This window comes from Sporosarcina sp. AD_1 (assembly GCF_057373025.1).
Genome location: NZ_JBPVIR010000001.1, coordinates 525,259 through 547,732 on the forward strand (window position 1 = coordinate 525,259; position 22,474 = coordinate 547,732).

At 43.7% G+C, this 22,474-nt stretch carries 20 protein-coding genes and 1 other annotated feature (1 of these 21 cut by a window edge); of the genes, 5 read left to right on the plus strand and 15 right to left on the minus strand.

What is annotated here, in order from left to right:
- Window positions 1-135, plus strand: a binding site (T-box leader) (it extends 85 nt beyond the left edge of the window).
- 59 nt (window positions 136-194) lie between these two features.
- A complete protein-coding gene (locus ACSW3C_RS02600; protein ID WP_486560723.1) occupies window positions 195-1,352 on the plus strand; it encodes a pyridoxal-phosphate-dependent aminotransferase family protein in 1,158 nt (385 codons plus the stop codon).
- A complete protein-coding gene (serA, locus tag ACSW3C_RS02605; RefSeq protein ID WP_486560724.1) occupies window positions 1,352-2,938 on the plus strand; it encodes a phosphoglycerate dehydrogenase in 1,587 nt (528 codons plus the stop codon). Before ACSW3C_RS02600 ends, serA begins: the two co-directional genes overlap by 1 nt.
- Window positions 2,939-3,138: 200 nt before the next feature.
- On the opposite strand, the gene ACSW3C_RS02610 is transcribed toward serA, so the two are convergent.
- From ACSW3C_RS02610 to ACSW3C_RS02620, 3 genes are all read right to left on the minus strand, one after another.
- Window positions 3,139-3,504 (minus strand): hypothetical protein, encoded by a 366-nt coding sequence (locus ACSW3C_RS02610; protein ID WP_486560725.1) that lies wholly within the window; start codon window positions 3,502-3,504, stop codon window positions 3,139-3,141.
- 162 nt (window positions 3,505-3,666) lie between these two features.
- Window positions 3,667-4,467, minus strand: a complete 801-nt coding sequence (locus tag ACSW3C_RS02615) for an HAD family hydrolase (protein WP_486560726.1) — start codon at window positions 4,465-4,467, stop codon at window positions 3,667-3,669.
- 329 nt (window positions 4,468-4,796) lie between these two features.
- Entirely contained in the window at window positions 4,797-6,845 is a 2,049-nt protein-coding gene (locus ACSW3C_RS02620; protein WP_486560727.1) for a catalase, read from the minus strand.
- Between the two features lie 120 nt (window positions 6,846-6,965).
- Between ACSW3C_RS02620 and thpR the strand changes: the two genes are divergently transcribed.
- Complete coding sequence (gene thpR / locus ACSW3C_RS02625) at window positions 6,966-7,511, plus strand: RNA 2',3'-cyclic phosphodiesterase (protein WP_486560728.1); 546 nt, start codon at window positions 6,966-6,968, stop codon at window positions 7,509-7,511.
- 55 nt (window positions 7,512-7,566) lie between these two features.
- Here the strand turns inward: thpR and corA are convergent, their stop codons facing one another.
- Entirely contained in the window at window positions 7,567-8,529 is a 963-nt protein-coding gene (corA, locus tag ACSW3C_RS02630) for a magnesium/cobalt transporter CorA (RefSeq protein ID WP_486560729.1), read from the minus strand.
- 135 nt (window positions 8,530-8,664) lie between these two features.
- Between corA and ACSW3C_RS02635 the strand changes: the two genes are divergently transcribed.
- Complete coding sequence (locus tag ACSW3C_RS02635) at window positions 8,665-8,844, plus strand: H-type small acid-soluble spore protein (protein WP_184207652.1); 180 nt, start codon at window positions 8,665-8,667, stop codon at window positions 8,842-8,844.
- 243 nt (window positions 8,845-9,087) lie between these two features.
- Here ACSW3C_RS02635 and ACSW3C_RS02640 read toward each other — a convergent pair whose 3' ends face one another.
- The 3 genes from ACSW3C_RS02640 to ACSW3C_RS02650 all read right to left on the minus strand — a co-directional run bounded on the left by ACSW3C_RS02640 (window position 9,088) and on the right by ACSW3C_RS02650 (window position 12,229).
- Entirely contained in the window at window positions 9,088-9,819 is a 732-nt protein-coding gene (locus ACSW3C_RS02640; RefSeq protein ID WP_486560731.1) for a sulfite exporter TauE/SafE family protein, read from the minus strand.
- A 79-nt stretch (window positions 9,820-9,898) separates the two neighbouring features.
- Window positions 9,899-10,351 carry a GNAT family N-acetyltransferase gene (locus ACSW3C_RS02645; RefSeq protein ID WP_486560732.1) on the minus strand — a complete coding sequence of 151 codons (453 nt, stop codon included), beginning with the start codon at window positions 10,349-10,351 and terminating at the stop codon, window positions 9,899-9,901.
- Window positions 10,352-10,534: 183 nt separating this feature from the next.
- On the minus strand, window positions 10,535-12,229 hold the full coding sequence (locus ACSW3C_RS02650; RefSeq protein WP_486560733.1) for a methyl-accepting chemotaxis protein: 1,695 nt from the start codon (window positions 12,227-12,229) through the stop codon (window positions 10,535-10,537).
- 176 nt (window positions 12,230-12,405) lie between these two features.
- On the opposite strand from ACSW3C_RS02650, the gene ACSW3C_RS02655 reads away from it, so the two are divergent.
- A complete protein-coding gene (locus ACSW3C_RS02655) occupies window positions 12,406-13,869 on the plus strand; it encodes an alanine/glycine:cation symporter family protein (protein WP_486560734.1) in 1,464 nt (487 codons plus the stop codon).
- Between the two features lie 40 nt (window positions 13,870-13,909).
- Here the strand turns inward: ACSW3C_RS02655 and ACSW3C_RS02660 are convergent, their stop codons facing one another.
- The 8 genes from ACSW3C_RS02660 to ACSW3C_RS02695 all read right to left on the minus strand — a co-directional run bounded on the left by ACSW3C_RS02660 (window position 13,910) and on the right by ACSW3C_RS02695 (window position 22,309).
- Entirely contained in the window at window positions 13,910-15,043 is a 1,134-nt protein-coding gene (locus ACSW3C_RS02660; RefSeq protein WP_486560735.1) for a hypothetical protein, read from the minus strand.
- Window positions 15,044-15,054: 11 nt separating this feature from the next.
- Window positions 15,055-16,305, minus strand: a complete 1,251-nt coding sequence (locus ACSW3C_RS02665) for a hypothetical protein (RefSeq protein ID WP_486560736.1) — start codon at window positions 16,303-16,305, stop codon at window positions 15,055-15,057.
- A complete protein-coding gene (locus ACSW3C_RS02670) occupies window positions 16,305-17,180 on the minus strand; it encodes an ABC transporter ATP-binding protein (protein WP_486560737.1) in 876 nt (291 codons plus the stop codon). The genes ACSW3C_RS02665 and ACSW3C_RS02670 overlap by 1 nt, the downstream gene beginning before the upstream one ends.
- The gene (locus tag ACSW3C_RS02675; RefSeq protein ID WP_486560738.1) at window positions 17,177-17,935 is read right to left on the minus strand and encodes a hypothetical protein; all 759 of its coding nucleotides are present in this window, start codon (window positions 17,933-17,935) and stop codon (window positions 17,177-17,179) included. Before ACSW3C_RS02675 ends, ACSW3C_RS02670 begins: the two co-directional genes overlap by 4 nt.
- Complete coding sequence (locus ACSW3C_RS02680; protein WP_486560880.1) at window positions 17,928-18,479, minus strand: RNA polymerase sigma factor; 552 nt, start codon at window positions 18,477-18,479, stop codon at window positions 17,928-17,930. Before ACSW3C_RS02680 ends, ACSW3C_RS02675 begins: the two co-directional genes overlap by 8 nt.
- Before the next feature lie 135 nt (window positions 18,480-18,614).
- Window positions 18,615-20,858: an RNA polymerase recycling motor HelD gene (helD, locus tag ACSW3C_RS02685; RefSeq protein ID WP_486560739.1), complete on the minus strand. Its 2,244-nt coding sequence runs from the start codon at window positions 20,856-20,858 to the stop codon at window positions 18,615-18,617.
- Between the two features lie 264 nt (window positions 20,859-21,122).
- Entirely contained in the window at window positions 21,123-21,254 is a 132-nt protein-coding gene (locus tag ACSW3C_RS02690; protein WP_486560740.1) for a hypothetical protein, read from the minus strand.
- Window positions 21,255-21,958: 704 nt separating this feature from the next.
- A complete protein-coding gene (locus ACSW3C_RS02695; RefSeq protein ID WP_486560882.1) occupies window positions 21,959-22,309 on the minus strand; it encodes a DUF6075 family protein in 351 nt (116 codons plus the stop codon).
- Between the last annotated feature and the right edge of the window lie 165 nt (window positions 22,310-22,474).

Sequence of the window (22,474 nt, forward strand, 5' to 3'; positions counted from 1 at the left end):
ATAGCACTCCGGAATCGATGGACTGAAATACCAGTAGGTTCATCCGCTTCATGCACGTTACGCATTAGAGACTGTGTTATTCACAGTGAATCAGGGTGGTACCGCGTTCAGCTTTAGCAGCTTTTCGCCCCTTTACGTTACAGCGTAAGGGGCGGAAGGCTTTTTATTTTTTCAAAAACGAGGAGGAAAATGACATGTTAGCAGATCAAACCATTTTACGTATCCCAGGACCTACCCCAATTCCACCAAGTGTGGAACGGGCCATGAATATACCGATGGTAGGTCACCGCAGTTCCGAGACATCTGATTTGATTCGTTCGATTCAACCAAAACTACAGCCTATTTTCGGCACGAACCAGGACGTTGTCATTTTGGCAGGCAGCGGTACGGCCGCTCTTGAAGCCGCTGTTGTCAATGCAGTGCGCCCACTGGATGAAGTGCTCGTCATTGTAACCGGTGCTTTCGGTGCACGCTTTGTTGATATTTGCGAAGCCTATGGCATCCGAGTTCATCAGCTTCAGGTGGAATGGGGAAAAGCAGTGGATCCAAAAGAAGTCACTCAAATCCTGGAACGGCATAAGGAGATTTCCACAGTGTTCGCAACTTATTGCGAAACATCGACTGGCGTTTTAAATCCAATTGATGAATTGGCTAAAGGAATTCGTTCGGTATCTAATGCACTTTTCATCGTGGACGGCGTTTCTTGCGTTGGCGGTGTGCCTGCCAAATTGGATGAATGGGGCATCGACATTTTGGTGACAGGATCCCAAAAAGCGCTCATGCTCCCTGCAGGACTCGCTTTTGTTGCAATGAGCGAGCGAGCATTCGAACGAATTCAAGCCAACCCGAATCGCGGTTTCTACTTTGATTTGATTAAATATCGAACGAACCTGGAGAAGAATACAACACCTTTTACTCCTGCGCTCTCCTTGTTGTTCGGACTCAATCAGGCATTGAATCTAATGGAGCAGGAAGGATTGGAAAATGTTTATAACCGCCATTCATTACTGATGGACATGACAAGAGCAGCGTTTGAGGTTCATCACATTCCGTTGCTGACGTCCGATCAAGACGCCTCTCCGACCGTAACCGCCGTTCGTCCGGATGACTTCGATGCGGAGGAATTCAGGAAAGTGTTGAAGAATGACTTCCGCATGTCAATTGCAGGCGGCCAGGGACATTTGAAAGGCGAAATTTTCCGGATCGGCCATATGGGCTATTGCTCTCCGGCAGATGTAATCCAAGCAATCGGTCTTGTGGAAATTGCGTTATTGAAAATAGGAAAACAAATTGAATTGGGCAAAGGTATTGCGGCTGCTCAACAGATCTATGTGGAAAGGGGAACAAAATGATGACATACAGAATTTTAATTGCAGATCCGATTAGCGAGGACGGCTTGCAGCCACTTAGACAAAATGAACAATTTGAAGTGGTGGTCGATACTGAACGAACCGCTTCCGAATTATTGAAAATCATCCAAGACTTCGACGGGCTTATTGTCCGAAGCCAGACCCAAGTGACGAGGGAGCTGCTGGAAGCAGGAAAGCGATTGAAAATTATTGGCCGGGCTGGTGTCGGGGTGGACAATATCGATTTGGATGCCGCCACCGAAAACGGCATCATCGTCGTAAATGCACCAGATGGCAATACGAATTCCGCAGCAGAGCATACCATCGCCATGCTGTCGGCTCTCGCCCGAAATATCCCACAGGCCTATCTCTCTTTGAAAAATGGTGTTTGGGATCGTAAATCGTTTGTCGGAGTGGAACTGAAAAATAAGACGCTTGGCATTATTGGACTGGGACGAATCGGCATTGAAGTGGCCAATCGTGCAAAAGGCCAGCGGATGAATGTCATCGCCTACGATCCATTCTTGACAGAGGAAAGAGCGACAAAGTTAGGGATAGGCTATGGAACATTGGATGAAGTGTTAGCATGTGCCGATTTCATCACGATCCATACGCCATTATTGAAGGAAACTCACCATTTATTGGACGAAAAAGCCTTTGCCAAAATGAAAGATGGAGTACAGCTGATCAACTGTGCTAGAGGCGGTATCATTGATGAGGACGTATTGTATGATGCCATTATTTCTGGCAAAGTAGCAGGCGCCGCATTGGATGTGTTCGAAACCGAGCCGTTCGTCGATCATAAGCTCCTGACATTGCCACAAGTGATTGCGACCCCTCATCTCGGGGCAAGTACGGTAGAAGCTCAAGAAAGTGTCGCAGTCGATGTGAGCCAGGACGTTCTCCGTTATTTTTCCGGCGAACCTGTGAAGAATCCGGTGAATTTACCTGCAGTTCCAAAAGAAGTGCTATCGAAGATCGAACCATTTTACAGCTTGGCAGAAAAGCTTGGCGTATTCCTATCAAGAGTATGTGACGAGGCAATTGAAGAAGTGAACATCGCGTATGCAGGAGAACTTGCTACGTATGATGTGCGGCCACTCACACGCAATGTCGTCAAAGGCTTATTGAAGCGAAATCTTGGTATCCATGTGAATGAGGTGAATGCAAGGCTGCATGCAGAACGTCTGGGCATCCATGTAACTGAACATAAAACGACAGCAACAAAAGGATTTCTTCATTTAATTTCCATTGAAATCAAAACAAAAGGCACATCCCATAAAGTGGCGGGCACGTTGCTGAATGGTCTTGGCGCAAGAATCGTCAAGGTGGAAGACTATGCGGTAGACGTTGTACCCGACGGCCATCTGCTACTCATCAAACATAAAGACCAGCCAGGAGCGATCGGACGGGTTGGCACATTACTGGCAGCTGAAAATATTAACATTGCCACGATGCAAGTCGGGCGTCAAACAATCGGCGGGAACGCCATCATGATGCTGGCAGTGGATAATCATGTGAAACCGGATGAAGTAGAACGACTTGAGTCGTTGGAAGATATATTCGAAGTAAAGGCGATTGATTTGTAAAAATAAGAAGAGCCCATTTAAGTAACGGGTTGAGTTGATGGGGAGAAAAGTGCAATTAACATCGCAAATGGCAGGTAAATTAGCACATTTTTTAACAGTGGAATAGCCATATGAAAACAATTCACAGCACTCAGGAATCTGAGTGCTGTTAGCATAATTTCTACTATCCTTATTGAACTAAACCCGTTAGCTCAATAAATTTATTGAAATTCAAAGTCTGTATGAATGTAATAATCTCCATAAAGAGCTTTTCTAGATTCTTTAAAAAATGATATTTTCACTTCATTTTTACCTATTAGTGTAATCAGCCCTTCTGGAGGATTTTCAAACTCTATTTCTTGTGCACTCTCTCTCTTGCTAGTATTTATTTCTTTAATAATTTCTTTAATCTTTGATTTGTCGTTAGATTCTAAGACCATAACTCCATCTATTGTTACTTGAACTGAATTATAATCACCATTATTCAGTTTGTAGTTTTCAATAAAATCACTATTAGTGCTACTGTTTGCACAACCTAAAATAAATAAACTAAGACTTAACAGTGTAAAAATAATCACTCGTTTCATATCAAAACATTCCTCTCTCCTTTCTCAATTAGTCGTTAGTTGCTATTATTCGTTACAAGGTTGATATAACAACAAAAATGGGGACACCAATTCATATGCGAATTGTGTCCCCAAATGCCGTGTTTTTTATTGTTTTCTCCCCATCAACCGATCCCATTATCATTAATTTGTTACTGCATTCAATTCGTCCAGAATAAGAAACAATTTTTCCAAATGATCGATTTCATAGGTAGGATGAATATCAGGATGCGGCGACTTCTCTTCACGATTGATCCAGACAGATTTCATTCCGATTCCGATTGCACCAAGAATATCCGTCATATGGTTATCCCCAACCATGATACACTCGCTTGGAGTACGGCCGATTTGATCCAAAACGTATTGGAAAATGGCACGATCCGGCTTGCCCTTGCCGACAGCGCCCGAAATAACGATATGATTAAAATAAGGAGCAAGCTCCGGTGTAATCGTCAGCTTCTGCTGCTGTAAGGATGGTGAACCATTTGTAATCAAAACAAGCTCATAGGAACCCTTTAATTGATCCAAAACAGCAAACGTCTCCTCATAGACAAAGGGAGAACGAATACGTTCTTCACGGAAACGCTCTGCCAGTTTAGCCCCAAGCTCTGCACTTTCCACTCCTTCCATCAACAAACCTTTCGTCCATGCCTCCTTTTGATAAGTAGGGATCCACTCTTTCATCAATTGAAACATTTCACCCGGATCATCAAATGTTCCCCATAGCCCTTCAAATGGATTGATGCCAATTTGCTGAGTAAAATCATATGTACGAAAGGAAGAATAGAGCTCCCGGGCTGTCTGCCGCACGGAGTTCTCCAAACGCGCCGGATTGACGTCCGTTACTTCTGCCGCATAGTTACAGGTGTTTTCAAATGCTGTTGCAATACTTTTTTTATCCCACAAAAGTGTATCGTCTAAATCAAATAATACTGTACGAATCATTTGCCATCTCTCCTTTCCTACGATTATACACAAAAACGACCGTTCCATCTTGAAATGGAATGGTCGTTTGGATATTATCGATCTCTAATCTTGCATCGTACACTATCCGCTTACCCCGGATGATGGCACATGGGCTCTCGTGAACAGAATCGCTTTAACACGCATAAGTACTGGACCGCCGCGCATTACTCTCAGGAGGCACGCACAAACACTCGGCAGCCGCGCATAAACCACTCTGCCACCGCATTTCTTCAGAGGACTACCATCTCTACCAACGACAGCTGGACAATACCACATCGGGGAGCATAACAACCGTCCATAAAGAACAGTTACATTTTACGGTTCCAAAATCGCTGCATGGCAATGGCGTGGATAAAACGGTCTGCAAATCCCTGATGGCCATCCAAGACGACTCCCGGACCCTCTTTTGCATCAGATTCTTCGAAGAGCTCTATCCCTGTAGAGGCTACACCGATCGGTTTGTAATGCCTATACGTCTCATTAATATACTCGATAATATGCCGGTCGAACGACTGTTGGTCATCCGATTTGCCACCGACGACATAGATGGAATCCAGCAAAACAGGAGACGCTGTCGTGAAGGTTGCGTTGACGACAGCTTCGACTCCGTCCGCCCCTCGAACGGTTCCGAGCTTGTCGCTTATAATATCTACGACAACTCCATATTTAAGCAGTTCTTTCACGACTGCCTTCACTTCCGCTCCATTGAAGTCGTTGCCGATGAGGATTCCCGTCTTCAAGCTATATGCATATTTCGGCGTGTTTTCCTGGCTTAAGGCAGGAGAAGATGCCGATACATTTACTTGCTGTCCTGTCGGCTGCCTGACACCTACCGCATCAGCAAGGCGCCTTGCCAGCTCTTCGTCGACATGAACGAACATATCGACCACTTGTTGCCGGACACTTTCCGATTTTACTTTGCTCACTTCAAAAATGAATGCATTCATAATATGTTGTTTCTCAGGCGGGGTCATGCTATTCCAGAACAGGCGCGCTTGTGTAAAATGATCTTCGAACGATTCACTTCTCCCTTGAATCACACGTCCATCTACCTTCTCAGCGTAGTGGACATACCCGCCTTCCTCCCATGGCGAGGTGGACGGTGTGTTGTTTGCTAATGAATTCTTATGATAGCTCACTTGACCGACGTCGATCCGCTGCCTGCTGAAGCCATCCCGCTGATTATTATGGAACGGACAAACTGGACGGTTGATCGGGATTTCAACGAAGTTGGGACCGCCAAGCCTAAGCAGCTGTGTATCCAAATAGGAGAATAATCTTCCTTGCAATAACGGATCATTTGTAAAATCAATCCCTGGAACCACATTTCCTAAATGAAAAGCAACTTGCTCTGTTTCCGCAAAGACGTTTTCTACATTTTGATTAAGTGTGATTTTGCCAAACATTTGAACGGGCACAATTTCTTCTGGCCATATCTTAGTCGCATCCAAAATATCAAAGCCGAACATGAATTCATCTTCTTCATTGATCATCTGCACGCCAATTTCATACTCAACGACATTGCCTCTCTCGATTGCTTCCCATAAGTCACGTCGGTGAAAGTCAGGATCTTTCCCTGCTATTTTCTGCGCCTCATCCCACACGAGAGAATGCACACCCAAAACCGGTTTCAAATGAAATTTTACAAACCTGCCTTTTCCCTCTTCATTCACAAGCCGGAATGTATGGACACCGAAACCTTGCATCATGCGGAAACTTCTTGGGATGGCCCGGTCAGACATCAGCCACATGATCATATGGGCCGTTTCTTGATTGTTTGCGACAAAGTCCCAAAATGTATCGTGCGCCGATGAAGCTTGCGGTATTTCATTATGAGGTTCCGGTTTGATGGCGTGAACAAGATCTGGAAACTTAATAGCGTCCTGGATAAAGAAGATCGGAATATTATTGCCGACTAAATCAAAGTTCCCTTCGTCTGTGTAAAACTTGATTGCGAAACCTCTGACGTCCCTCACGGTATCCGCTGAACCTTTACTTCCTACAACTGTCGAGAAACGTATGAAAACAGGGGTTTTCGATCCGGGCTTTTGGAGAAATCCCGCTTTCGAGAATTCTTTCATGGAATGATGCAATTCAAATTCACCATGTGCAGCAAATCCTCTAGCGTGCACCACTCTCTCAGGAATCCGCTCGTGGTCGAAATGAGTTATTTTCTCCCGAAGGTGAAAGTCTTCCAGCAGCGTCGGTCCTCGGACACCTGCTTTTAAGGAGTCCTCATCATTGGAAATTCTCAATCCTTGATTAGTCGTCATCCTCGTTCCATAGTTGTTCACCGTATACGGAGCAAGCTGTTGCAGCTTCTTATTTGTCGGTTTTTCCACTAAATCCCCTTCCATTCAAGTAGTACAAACCACTACCTTACTATATGCGTTCGCCCGGGTTGTGGATAGTTGTCCGATGTTTATTGGAAAAAGGAACGGTTATAATAGGCATTGACGAAGAAGGAGGTTTCTATGATGTCCGCCCATTATTTTATTGGAATTAAAGCGCCGGCAGCAATCCGGCCGATCGCAGAATCATTTCAGACTCAGTTTCATCTTTCCGATACGTATAAAGTCTTGCCACACGAAGAGGATTTACATATGACACTTCTTTTCATCGGCGCACTTCCCGACTCTCATATCACGCCACTGAAAGAAATATTGTCATCCCTGTCCGTGCAACATAAAAAGTTCCAGCTTGAAATTAATCATCTTGCCTACTTCGGCTCGCCAAAAGGTCCTCGCGTCGTCTACTTAGGAACGGACGACTCAGCAACACTCTCTTCCTTGCAGCAGGCGATTTATTCCCAATGCCAAAACATAACGGGACGAACAGATGCAAACCGCTTTACTCCGCATATTACGATCGCAAAAAAGCTGAAAACGGCAGCCGGAAAACCAATTGTCCGAGAAGCATTTACAGCGGTGCCGTTCCAAGTGGATGGATTTTCACTTTTCACCATCCACCCCGATCAATCCCCTAAATATGAGGAGATCGGATATTTTGAGCTCACTACCTAGAGACACGCAAAAAAGCTGCAACCCGCAGAAAAACGGGATGCAGCTTTTTCTCAATTTATGATTTATCCAATCCAAGCCAACCTTTCGACTTGAACCAGATGCCCATTAAAAAACCGATGGCTGCCATGAAGACAAGAACAATCGGATACCCATATCGCCAATGTAATTCCGGCATAAAATCGAAATTCATTCCATACACTCCTGCAATGAAAGTCAACGGAATGAAAATGGAAGAAATAATAGTCAGCGTGGTCATAATGCTATTCATCCGATTCGAATTGATCGACAATTGACTGTCACGAATATCGGCGGTCAATTCTCTATTCGAGTCAATCATTTCACCCAGCCGGATCAGATGATCATAAATGTCTGAGAAATACGCATGCTCTTGAGGAATGAAATCCAACCGTTCTGAGTCAAGCATCCGGTACAGCAGCTCCCGCATTGGAAAAATGGTTCTTCGCAAACGCAGCAGATCACTTCGCACTTCAAACACGTAGTCCATGGACAAATGGACATTACGCGGTGATAATTGATCTTCAATTTCATCCAAATGATCTTCTATATTATATAAAATGGGGAAGTATTGATCGACTACCTTATCAATAATCTCGTATGCCGTATAGACATGGCCACGTTCCCATTTTTTCGAATTTCTACTGATCATTTCGCGTGCCTTGTCCAACTCCTGCAATCGATCGAAATGAAAGGTAACGACAAACCTGTCTCCTAGAAAAAGATTCAATTCCTCTGCCACTAAATCATTATGGCAAATGGAATGCAACACAAAAAATGTATAGCCTTCATAATAATCAAGCTTGGGCCGCTGCAATCGGCCTAAACAGTCTTCAATCGCCAGAGGATGGAAGTGGAAATGGGAATGCAGCAAGGAAGCTTCCTCAGCTGTCGGCTGATCGAAGTCCACCCAATACCACTCCAAAGATAGATCCGCCATATCTTCCAATTGAAAATCAAACAAAAGCTTTCCTTCTGACGTTTCCCCTACTGTCCGGATCATGCCTTCACCTTCTTTACCTTAACTTCCGAACCTGTACTTCTGTTTACCTATACCCGATTCATCTACTTGCCATACAAGTGATGTATTTCGAAACATAATCGTACCATACTACAGTCGATGACAGGAGGGATAGTTATGGACAGCACCCGTGCAAGGCAAATCGTTTCTTCTCCGGACGATATTGAAGTCAGTTACAATGGCGTCTCCATCTGGATTGATAAAGTGCACGAAGATGACCGAACGGCCACTGTGCATTTACGCCAGTCTTTGGAAGAACGATCGGAAGTTGCTATTTCGGAATTAAAAGAGGAATAGCGTGTACGTTTTCGGATTTAATGGAATCCAGCTATGAAAGGGCCTTGAAGGCAATTCCTTCAAGGTCTTTTTTAAATCTGTAATGAATCTCGAACGACCGCCAGAAGGGAAATCAACTATACTAGAAATCTTATGGGAGTAGTGACTGTACCTATTATTAACCATCACAACAAATGAATATGATTTTTGTTTACGCGCTGAAAAAAGATGCCATGATATTCTATTGGTCGATAGTAAGTGCTACTAAATACTATCCAATACGATTTGAACAATTAAAGCTACCGTTACGATACGCAAAATCGGCTTCACATAGGCCGGTTTTAATTTTTCAGCGAGCCGCACACCGAGTTGCGCTCCTGTGACAGACCCTAGCAATAGCATAATCGTAAGCGGCCAGATGATTTTTCCAGCGGCAATATACGTGATGGCTGCTCCAAAACAGCTGGAAAACGTGGCGAGCCGAACATACCCGACAGCCCGAATATAGGCAACCTCGAGATAACCGAACAAATAGAGCATTAATGTACCCTGTCCCGGGCCAAATAAGCCATCATATATGCCAATTCCATATAGACCAGGGACACTGATCCGATTGACGGTCAATTTTTTATCCCCAGAAAAATCGCCTTTGCCAATGAAGGATGTCACAAACGCGAACACCAATAAACCGATAGCAAAAATTGAAAGCTGCTGGTCTGTTAATCTTGTCGCCAGAACCCCTCCACTGACACCCCCCAATAGGCTGACAGGAAGTATCCAAAGCGATTCCCTCAAAGAGATTCGTTTATGTTTCAATAGAACGAAAAAGCTGGAAAACGAACTGACCGTATTGGACACTTTGTTTGCCCCGATCGCTGAATGAATCGGCACCCCCAATAATAGCATGGCCGGTAGGCTGATCAAGCCTCCCCCTCCGGCCAAAGTGCCGATTGTCGTCGCAGCAATACCAATGAAAAAGAGTAAAATATAATCCAATGTAAATACCCCCTGCTTCTCTCCTTAGTATACGCCCCCTCTCTTCATAAGGAAATTAGATGTTTATTAACTTTAGTCATTAGAATTTGTTATCAGTCAGCTGTTTTCGTAAGACAATCCGCCGGATCCCTTCCTCGTCTATAAACACTTCTTTCACGTCAAAACCCTTTTTAATGTTCAAGATGAGCATCCCCCTCCACTTGTTGCGGGTATTCGTCTGAATCGTCCGATACCCTGCCTTCTTCACCAAATCATGCTGGAGGTCCATCAAGCTGCCGGCAATTCCTCTCTCCCGGTAGGCTTCCTCCACGCCGCCGTACCAGCTATAATACCCCTCATCCGATAAGGCATAACCGACTTTATAACCGACCGCTCTGCCGTCCTCGATCGCAATGATAGTCAGCAGATGTTCCCTTTCTTTCATTTTCTCAAAAAACACATCCGCATTTTGAAAGATCTGTTGGTGCAGCGGTCGAATTTCTTCTAACCATTCCTTATCAGGCAACCCCCAACAATATTTAAACTGTGCCATATCTTTTTCCTCCCTATTGTTGAAATAAAAAACTAACGGCACATCGCTACCGCTAGCTCTTCCAGCTTCCATCTGACAGAATAAGTTCCTTACGGAGAAAGTGGCTCGTCCATTGATGCGTTACCTCTGCGTGATGGAATTCTTCTCTATAATGTATTATCATCACATACACTCATTGCCCAATCAATCCATTATAGTAAATTTCTCCACTTCCCTCTGAAGACTATCGGCAAGCTCTGCCACTTGCAGCGCATTCGCTGTTATTTCTTCTGTTGCTGAAAGCTGCTCCTCTGTCGCTGCACTTGCCGATTGGGCTTCCTCGGCAACTTGTTTCGACCAATTTCCAACTGTAATCGATGCCTGCATGACTTGCCCGCTTAAATGATGCGTTTGCTTTATTGTAAGCGAAATGGCATCTGTTCTGTCTTCCATCTCTTCCGTTGCTTGTTCGATTCGTTTTAACAATTTTTGAGTTTGACCTGCGATTTCCTGCCCTTCCCCCAGATGATTGTTACCCTCTTTCACCCTGCTGACTGCTTGGTCCATATCAACCGTAATTCTGTTTACAATCCTGCTTATTTCTCCTGCCGATGTCTTGGATTGCTCAGCCAGCTGCCGAACTTCCTCTGCTACGACAGCAAATCCTTTTCCGTGTTCTCCTGCCCGCGCAGCTTCTATTGCGGCATTTAGCGCTAATAAATTTGTCTGTTCCGCAATCGCAGTAATGAAGGATGTTACTTTTTTGATTTCAGACGAATGGCTTGCCATCTCAGTAATGAAGGAAGCGGATTGCTCCATAGTCTGTTGAATCGTCTGCATCTGGCTCAGGAAGCGCTCCATACTGCCGACCCCTTCCTCCACTTTGTTCTTCACATAATGGGAAGTGGCTTGCAGCCGTTCATTATCTTGCGTAATCTGGCTAATGCCTTCCGCCAGCTGTTCCATAGTTTGATTGGATGCAGCGACAGTTGCGATTTGGTTATCGCTCACATTTAAATTCCGCTCCGTTATCGAAGTGACGGTTTCGGATGCGGCCAGACTTTCTTCCGCGCTTGCGGATAATTCTTCCGCTTGAATTGATAATTTCGTCGAAGTCTTTCTGACAGATGCAATGATTCGTTGCAAATCTTTGATCATCCGATTAAAGCTATTTCCCATGACACTCATTTCATCTTTACTCCGGATATTGAGCGGTTCTACTGCGAAATCGCCAGTTGCCATTCTTTCAAAAGCTGTAGTCAACGTACTGACCGGTTTTGTAATCGACCGACTGATTGCACCAGCAATTACTGCACTGGCTAGAACGGACAAGATGATAAAGAGAATGATAGCGATTCGAGTCGTCTGTACTACATGCTTGACGTCCTTCTCTGTATTCGCCTGCTGTTTTTTTTGATGGTCAATCAATAATAAGAGATTCTTCGTTATTTCTTCTTGATAATAAGAACCTTCCTTTGCCAAATTCATGGCACTGTCCATCTTTCCCTGCTGGACATCCAAGATGATAAGTTCGCTGATCTGCTCATAGCTTTTTGAGGTTTCCGTGACATCCGCAAGCAATTCTCGGGCTGCTGGCGTTTTGACTAATCGATTCAGTTCTTTCAGCTTCTCCTTGATGGAAACCATCAGTTCATTTCTTCTCTCCACATAGGAATCTTCGCCATATAAAATATATCCTCTAATATTTTTGGCATCTTCATTTTGATCGGAAAGCAATTGCTCAAATAAGATAACTTTCCGTATTTTATCTTCAATAAGAAACTCGTATTCCGAATTAATTTTCGTCAATCCCCATATACCGGTTCCTCCTGCGATTAGTAGTAAAAACAAGATCGCTGTAAAGCCAAACCACAACTTCCTTCCAATTGTCATTCGCATGTCCTGATGTCCTCCTCAATAACTGGTCTAATGTCATTGTAAGGCACAGGACAAATGTAATATGTAAATTGTTTGTTAAGTTCAATAGTAACATTTTAGACTGTTTTGATAATTTTGTAGTTTCCAAGTTAGCAAGTTAGGGAACAGAAGAAGATATTATAAAAGGAGGGGCTTTTATGGGGAAATTATTAGAGAGTGTGGCAGATTGGCTGTGGGGCCTGCCACTTATTTTTACGGTTTTATTTGTTGGTGTCTTTTTTACAATCGGGAGCAAGTTTTTTCAAATTATGTACTTGCCTCATATCTTTAAATCTACTTTTGGAAGACTTTTCACAAAAAAGGACAAGCCGGAAGACTCAAAAGGAATCTTAACACCTTTCCAAGCTGTCAGTACAGCGGTAGGCGGAAGCATCGGTGTAGGAAATATTGGAGGGGTGGCGACAGCGATTGCGATTGGCGGGCCGGGTGCCGTTTTTTGGCTCTGGGTTACGGCCTTATTAGGGATGATTACAAAAGCGGTGGAAGTATCTCTCTCCGTCCATTACCGAAACACGGACGAAGAAGGAAATCCATATGGCGGTCCTACATATTACATGGAAAAAGGCCTTGGCGTGGAGAAGAAATTCAAGTACTGGAAAATACCTGCTTTTCTTTTCGGCTTCGGAATATTTATTACCTTCATTATCACGCTGCAAAATTATACGGTTTCCGAGGCGGTCAGTTCCACCTTTTCAATGGGGATGATTCCCGCTTCACTCATTTACGTTATTTTAATTTACGCGATCATTTATGGAGGGATTAAACGGATCGGTGAAATTGCCGCTCTGCTCATTCCATTCATGGGCGCCTTTTATATACTCTGCTCCCTGTTTATTATTTTCAAGAACGCCAGCGACATCCTCCCTGTTTTCGGCTTGATTTTTGACAGCGCGTTCAATGGGACCGCGGCAGTGGGCGGTTTTACGGGTGCCGCAATTGCCCAGGTGATCCGTATCGGTGTATCACGCGCCGTCTACAGTAACGAAGCAGGCTGGGGTACTTCTCCAATGATTCATTCCACCGCGAAAACCGATCATCCGATTAAGCAAGGCATGTGGGGAGCTGTGGAAGTATTTCTTGATACGATTGTCATCTGTACGATGACTTCTTTGACGATCATTATTACAGGCGTATGGTCCTCCGGCATGGATGGCGCTGCATTGACACTGGCTGCGTTTGAATCGGGTGTCGGTGAAGTGGGACGGATCGTGTTGACCATTTCCGTCTTCCTATTCGGTTTAACAACGACAACTGGCTGGTATACGTATTATGAAATCATCATTCGGCATCTGTTTGCCGGCAAAGGGCATTCCCGCATTAAACAAGTCACTTTGACCGCATTCAAATGGCTCTATCCTATACCAGGATTGCTCATGGTTTTGTACGCCGTTTATTATGAGCTCCCAGGCAAGATTGTCTGGTATTTTGCAGACATTACAACCGCCATCCCGACGTTTGTCAATTTGGTCGTTATCCTCATTCTCAGCAAAAAGTTTTTCGACTTGCTTCGAGATTACAAGGCAAGGTACTTGAAGATCGGCACCGTGGATCCGAAGTTCCGTGTGTTTTATGAGGATCCAGCCGATTCAAATAAAAAGTAATACAAACGAGGGCCTCCTGCGATGGGAAGCCCTCGTTTCTTCATATCGTAATATCCATCTTTTTCTCTCGATGATTTACATACCACACGAAAATTACACTGCTTAGCAATAGCAGTCCGTAGAAAACTGGCATTTGCCACTTTGGAAACCACATATACATGGGAAAAGTAATCATTCGGTTCAAGCCGAAAATGAGAAAGCCGGCAACGAAAGGAATCTGTACACCAAGCAATGCCAGGGTGTTAGGCACAATCGCCGAAAAGCCCATTGCGACCAGCCCAAAGGCGATGCCAACAAGATAGATGCCTCCTATTGTAAACAAGATGTACTGTAAAAAGGTCGGATTGTACCAGGATTCATTCCCAATGAACGAGTTGATTCGGACATTGAAATACATCGATGTGTCATTGAGCGAATATAAGCTCAAATAAATAACAAGCAAGCTTGTGATGACAAGCAAAGTCGATAGGAAGCCGGCAAGCAGTTTGGTATTAAGCACGTTTCTTCCTTTTTTCGATGTATATTGTAAGGGCACTACATGTCTTGTGCGATCTTCCAAGATCATCGGCGATATGACAGCCACGACGCTGAACAAGATGGCGACCGCCACATTTGTAATATAGTCTTGAAAATTGCTGATAGCGACTTCTGGATAGGTGCCGAAGAACCCCTCTTTAGCTAATTCTTCATATCGCTGTTTTTGAGCAGGCGTAATATCACTCGCATACATTTCTTTGCCATCATAGAAACCTATCAGGCGATTCCTTTCCTGCAGTTCCCAAAACAAATCAGTACCATCCTCGAAAAACAGTCGATCTCGGAGCTCACCTGCTTCCTTCGAGGCGTTGCCCCAATCATAGGAATTAAATTTATCATACGTGTCAATTAATTCTGATACGGCCACTTTCTCCGCCTGCAAGTATCTGTCCGCTTCTTCAACTCTTGCCTCATAAACTTTCATAAAATCCTTGAATTCTTCATCATCCATGGAAGGTCCATACTTTTCGATCATCTCGATGCCAATCCGATACGAATCAAGTGCCGGCCTTCCATTCGGAAAATGCTTAATATAAAAATCGATGAGGAAGAAATAGAGGATGCAATTGATAATCAAAAGCAGCAACAACGACTTCCATGTCAAAATCTTTTTCATTTCATTCCATAAAATCCGCATGATCTCCCCCCTTATTGAATATCCAATTTTGCGAACCTTCTATAGGAGATAAAAAGAGTAATGATTGTAATCGCCGTCCAAACGCATAAGGTCACCCACTCGAAGTTCTTAAAAAAAATCAACCCGCTGCTTCCCATGAATAAACCCGAAATTGCCATGAGCAGTGTCGGCAATGTATACCCGGCAACAAATAGCCAATTGGATGAACCTGGCATGAAACTTGGCAGCATGTAAATCAGGATAAAACCGACTGCAACAAGAAAGAACGTGACGTAACTGTTCTTAATGAGGATGGAGAGTGCGAATGTCAGAACAGAGATTAGCAGGAGGCCTATGAATAGCACGCCAATGGACGCAAGCAAAAATTGGCCGACTGATACATCCCACCATGCGACATTCGGGAAATTATACTCCCAGTTGAATGCACTGCTTATGGATGTCCCCCACACATGCGAGTAATCAAACACCATGAAAAACACTCCGAGTGTACTGCCAAGGATCAATGCTGATATAGCAACCGCCATTGCCAAAGAAGCTCCCAGCTTATCCATCAGCAATCTCCTGCCTCTCCGTGTGGAGAATGTGACAAGATGGCTCCGTTGTTCAAACTCATAAGTCGCAATGAATGATGTGGACAGGACGACAAGCAACAAGATTTCAATTGTCATTTGCAAGAAAATGTTTTTAAACAAGAGAGTATGCATGAAATATGCTTTCCCGGCAAAAAACCATTGCTTATGCTCGCCGTTTTGAATCATTTCTTCAAAGCGCTTGGCAAATTTCTCATTTTCCGTCAAATAGGTTTCTGCTGCCTGGCCGCTAATCTGATACATTTCCAAGGAAGTTTCACCAAGTTTTTCAATGTCGATTTTCGCGTAATTCTCGTCAATGGAACTCGCTGTCGATTCATACATTTCCTTCAGCTGCAACTGTGTAATGAATGTCTTTTCTTTTTCGGAATAGCGTTCATACGCTTCCACATCCAAACCTTCAAGAAAATCATACACACTGTCGTACCGCTTCCCCGTCAACTGCTCCAGTTCCAGAAGATCATTTTGAATATCTTTCTTAAACAGCTCTAAGGAGGATGGCGTAATATCCCTGCCATAGGTATCAATGATTTCATTCACAATCTTCAATTCTTCTTTATGATCGGATGAATTAAAGATGACGAGCAAATTGAACGCGGTGAAAAGGAGAAACAATCCGATGATGACTGGAGACATTATGACCTTTTTACACTCTAACAAGACAATGCGCATTATAACCCCTCGACCATCTCATCTTGATATTCATATAGAAATACATCCTCTAGCTGTGGATGAACTGGGATCCACCCTTCCTCTTTTTCACCCTTGTGGATAAAACGGACGATCATCTTCCCGTACTCCTGCTTTTCAGACAATAAGACAAATCGCTTTCTGAACTCATCCAACTGGCTGAAGTCCACGGTCGTCTCGTAGACAGCATCCCGGAGTGTTTCGCAAATCTGTTCTACGGAATCCTTATACAACAATCGTTTATTTTTAATCATAATGATTTCATTGGCAATCGATTCAATATCTGAAACAATATGAGTTGAAATGATGACAAGCCGTTCACGTGCCAGGTCGGTAAGCAAATGCCGGAAACGTGCTCTTTCTTTCGGGTCCAGTCCAGCTGTCGGTTCATCTAAAATGAGGATTTTCGGGTCGTTTAACAAAGCTTGGGCAATGCCGACGCGTTGAATCATGCCTCCTGAAAACTTCTTCATTTTCTTATGTTTCACATCTGAAAGGGCCACCTTTGCCAACAACTCGTCTATTTTGACACGCGCTTGTTGTTTCGATATCCCTTTCAAGGCAGCCAAATAGAATAAATATTGAGCCGGTGAGTAATTTTTATAGAATCCGAATTGCTGCGGCAAAAATCCTAACAGTTCACGATACCGCTGATCCATGGAGACAATATTCTCTCCGTTATATTGAATTTCACCTGAAGAGGGGCTTATTAACGTTGCCAGCATTTTGATCAACGTCGTTTTCCCTGCCCCGTTCGGTGCGAGAAGACCGTAAAGGCCATTCGTAAATTCCAAATTAATATCTTCCAGTGCTGTGAAATCCCCATATCGTTTGCAGACATCCTTCACAACAATCATCTGAATAACACTCCTTCCACTTGCTTGAAATGAACTAATCTCTTAATTGACTTGCCAAAACCGTAAAGACAGCCTAAGTTGACGAGCGCATATACGATTAATGGCGTCTTAGTCAAAAATGCGGAATAAAAATTCGCATCCATCATTTGGACGGATAGGTTGACGACAAGCCAAAGACTGACCATGCTAATGACATACTTTCTTGAATGCCTCCCCATCAAGGCATAAAGGAATAGGACAGAAAACAAAAATAGTGATGTTGTCGATATCATATAAGCACGCAGAAACTCGACGGTTGGAAAATGCATGGCAATGAGACTGACTGCTATGGTATTGGTGACAATCGCAATAATGCTGAACACGAGCATACGGAACGCGACAATCTGATACACATTGTATTTGCATGCCATCTCCACTTCGTACGTCGCATTCTCTGTTTTATTCACAAAAGCATAGATGGACAAGCTTAGGAAAACGAGTGGTGAAATGAGGAATACCGCCCCGTAGATGGCTTGAACGTCCAGATCTGTCGGCAATAGAAACAGCAAACTGTTAATGGAGAGCGCAATGAAAAAGAGTAATCCCAATTCAAGTCGATCCGAAAAAAGATGACGCCATCCCACTTGGCTCATCATTTCCCGCAAGAAGGAGTAAAAAGAAACTTTTGGTTGTACTCCTTGCGAGACAATCAACTTCACTTGTTTTTGAATGGTCTCATCATCAGGCATTGGAATTTCGAACTTTTCTTTATGCATCGTGAACTGCCTCCATTTCTTTCCGGATGAACTTCAATGCGGCATAGTACCGCGTTTTGACTGTGGATAACGGAATGGATTCCATGTCCGCAATTTCCGGAAGCGTATAGTCACCAAATAATTTCAAACGGATGATTTGTTGCAGTTTTGCATCCAAACTGTTAACGATTCCAATCACCTGCTCGACATCCTCCTTATACTCAAGCGATATTGAAAAATCGTGGGTATCTTCCACTTCATATTCGCCAAGCGGCTGTGATAACTGCGCATACCGGTAGCTTTTCGACCGATAGTAATCGACAAGCCGATTCGAAGCCAGTTTATATAGCCATGTACGGAAGGATGCTTTGGAACTGTCATAATTGCGGATTGCCTGCAACGCGCCGATAAATAATTCTTGCGTCAAATCGAGCGACAACTCCACATTCATCGTCTGTTTATAGTGAAACGCATACATCTCTTTGTAGTATTTGGAGACAAGCGCATCCGCCGCAGGTTCGCTTGCCTTCTTCTGAATTTGCCTAATCCATCGTTGTTCATCCATGTTCGTCACCACAAGCTTCCCCTCAGTCTTTCCGCCCTCGTAACTATATTCGTAATCTTGTCGAAGAAAGTTTTCGTTTTCGTTTAATTTTTTTTGATTATAAAAAAGAGGCCCTTTGCAGGACCTCTTCCTCTATCATACATGACTCGTCTTTTTTACGCTTTCCAGGATTTCCGGACTTGCGGATGTGATCAGATGCAACTCGTGCATGGGCCGGGTCATCGCCACATAAATCAGCTTCCGATCAATCGGCTGATCGCGGAATGGCTCATCGAAAGCCGCCACAATCACGGCATCGAACTCTAGTCCTTTTGATAAATGGCTTGGAACGATCAGCATCCGGTCACCATCGATATCGGACTGCTCCTCTAGCAATTGAACGTGCATGCCGGCATTCTCCAATTCGTTGAAAATGTCCCGCGCTTCCTTTCTTGTTTTACATATCAAAGCAACTGATCGGTGTCCGCGTTCCTGAATTTCCTCATAAATAGCTTGGATTCTTTCTGCTTCTAACTCTTTCATATCATAGAATTCAGGCTCACGGCCATGACGGACGACCGGCTCGACTAGTGGCAGTTCCTCTTCCATATCCTTCAATACTTCGTTAGCCAACTCCATAATTTCAATCGTCGTCCGGTAGCTTTTTTGCAATGTCGTATAAGTCGCCCGCGGAAACATGTCCCGGATCGGATCCCAAGAGGTCAGCGCACGGTAGCTATGAATCCCTTGCGCGAGATCGCCTACCATTGTAAACATATCCGTTCCAAGTCCTTCTTGCAGAGCTGCCAGTTGGAATTCGCTATAATCCTGCACCTCGTCAATAAACACGACGCGCATCTTCCATTCATCCGCAAGTCCTTTGATTTTGACATGCAAATAGAAGAGAGCCGCCAAATCCTCCGTCTCCCACGTTTCTTTTCGGTGTGCCTCGAGCAATAGATTGCGTTCTTTAGGCGTCCAATCAAATGCTAATTCTTCCTGCAACTCTTTGTCGGTCAGCCAACTCCGATACAGCCGCTTTACATGGTGTTTCTTAAATCGCCTCATATAAGTTGCGACTTTTGATTTCCCTTCTTTCTCGATTGCCGGCAATCTCGTATCCCGCTCTTCCATTACCCTTGTAATCCGGGCACGCCGTTTTTCGTCGTCCCGAATACCATAGAGCGCTTTATCGAGCGCCTCTTCATACTTTGCGGATAAGTTGGCGTAAAGCTGTTTCCGTTTCCGGGTCACCTCGGTTTGCATCACGAGTTTAATCCGATCAAGACGTTTCTCGATCGGCATGTAGCGGAAATCTTCCAGGAAGAGCCGTTTTAATCGCGTTGCTCTCATAATCCGGTATTTATCAATGTACACATCTTCAAACAGAGCGGCTGTGTCCAGTTCCAATTTTTCAATGTAGCGCTGCATTATCGTTCGATACTTCAATGAGCCTTTCATCCGGGTAAGAAATAACGATTCTTCTTTCGAAGACTGAGCTGCTGTCAAACGCTCCAGCTTTCCATTGGGATCACTTAATTTCAAGGACACCCCCGTTGCCTGGAGAATATATTCGTCAAATGTGGACTGATAGATGTTGCCGACCCCTAACTCCGGCAAGACATCCCCAATATAGTCCATGAACAGTTTGCTTGGCGCCAAAATCATTAATTTATTCGCTGGAAAATCCGTCATCGTATAAAGAAAATAGGAAATTCGGTGAAGGGCAATCGTCGTTTTCCCACTGCCCGCCGCTCCTTGCACGATGATTGGCTGATGCAAATTAGCGCGGATGATTTCATTCTGCTCCGCTTGAATAGTGGAAACAATCTCAGTAAGCCGCACATCCGCCTTACCCGAAAGCGCTTCTTGCAGTAACTCATCATTTGTCGTGAGGTCGATATCTCGAATGTCGAGCAGTTCGCCTTCTTCAATTTTGTACTGGCGTTTAGAAAAGAGATGCCCGCTGATTTCTTCGTCACGGACATGGTACGTCAAATCACCCAATCGGCCATCATAGTAGACATTCGCAACCGGAGATCGCCAGTCGACGATGATCGGCTCCTGTGTCTCCTGATGAAAAACCGACGTCTTGCCAATGTACAAAAACTGATCCTTCTCCCCCTCCGTCTGGAAATGAATACGGGCAAAGTAAGGCTTCTGCTGGATCGCTTCCAGCCCTTCCTTCTGAGAACGGGCCATTTCAAAGAATCGGGTGTTAGTCAAAATGTTGATGAAGCTTAAACTGGAATCCAAATAATCCAAGTCGGCCATAGAATGCCGGATTTGCTCCTGCGAGGATTTCACATCACGCTGTGACACCTCCAATAGTGTCCGCATGTATTTCTTCGTGTAGTCGAGACGCTCCAATTCAAAATCAAAATCAGGGTGTTTCTGCATAGTACAGATCCTCCAATTTGCATATTTTGCGTCCTGCAGTATGTAGTAATTGAGATGTTGGGGAATGAAACAAGAAATTGATTGTACCATGCTGGAATGTTTTGGGCAATACAACTTTACAGAAAACTTACATGAATATGTTTTTTTGATTTATTGGTCATGAAACAGGTGAGTCCATCAAAGTTATTATCGTGGGCAAGTGATATCAATGAAATTTTCAATTACTATAGAGGGTTATGAATCACTTCTTTTTCTATCGGTTAGTTAGCACGAATTATCGACACTTCCGGAGAATGGTCGGTCAGTTGCCAACCCTTTATCGATCATTTCCAGCAAAAAGTCCTTATAGCCGCTGCCGACCACTTCTTTAAGACTGACGTTAATCATCGAGATCATTCACGATCGTCACTGGCATAATACCTTCAATCTTTTGTTTTTCAGTCCACATTGCATAGCGTTTGCCGAGTAGTTCAGCCGCTTTAATCCGTTCTGGCATTGTAGGAGGCATTTCCTCTTCAATTCATCTGCCCCTCCACCGAAATAACCCTATCGAGAGTAGATTTAAAGCACATCAACAGCGCTGTCCTCTGGTTGGCCAGTGGGACATTTTTATCTAGGTTTTTGAAGTATTTCAACAATTTTACGATAGTAATTCACAATTCTCTATAATACTCTATACTCTTCAACATCGAATTTTATCAATGACAAATTTACATTAAGCTCATAAACTTTCGGATTCATCAACACACCAGACTGCAGATTATTTTCTAATAAAATAGTAATTCTCTAATTTATTTGGTAAAACAACAGGAACCTTCAGTTGTTTGGCCAATAAGGATAGCCGAATGCCCCACGGTTGTTTAGCCATTTCCTCAGCAAGAGCATCCACTTATTCTTTACGATAACGGTTTTCTCTGTGCTGCCGGAAAGGGTCTTCGTTCTTCTTAATCTTTTCCTGCTTGGCGTATTGATAGACGGAATTTAATGAAATTACTAAATTATCAGCTATCTCTGTCCTGGTGTACCATTCCATATTGTTTCGCTCCAGTAATTATATTTGTGTTTTCCCAATTTGCATCGTTGCCGGTGTACAGTTCATTCTATATTGCCCCAGTTTTCCGAATGTAAATAGCATTCATTGCTATATAAAAAGTTTCTTCGTTAAGTGAAGCGATTAATTCCAGAGGAGAGACAATCGTAGCTACGTTATATAAATTTGATGCCAACGATAGCAGGATTCGATATTCGGAAGTTGTTACTTTCGACAACATTGAATCAAATTTAAAAGAACCAGCGTCTATATATTTTCCGATCTTATTATGTAACTCAAGTGTACTAGTAAGAATATAAAGTGTTGAGAGGTGCTGTGGATTGTCCTGCTGCTCTTTATTCATTTTTGCTCTCTCATTAGCAAAAAAGTAACGATGTTCCTCGCTTTTGAATAATGTTATTTTTTCACCTCCACTCTACTGATTAAATAAATATCGGTCTATCGGTATGTAACAAGCCATGCAAACACCACCACCTTTGTCTTCCAGTGTTGTTGTAGGTGCTATGACAAAAATAATTAGAAGAAGGTTAGTAGTCATTATTACATTCAACGATTTTGATCGTCA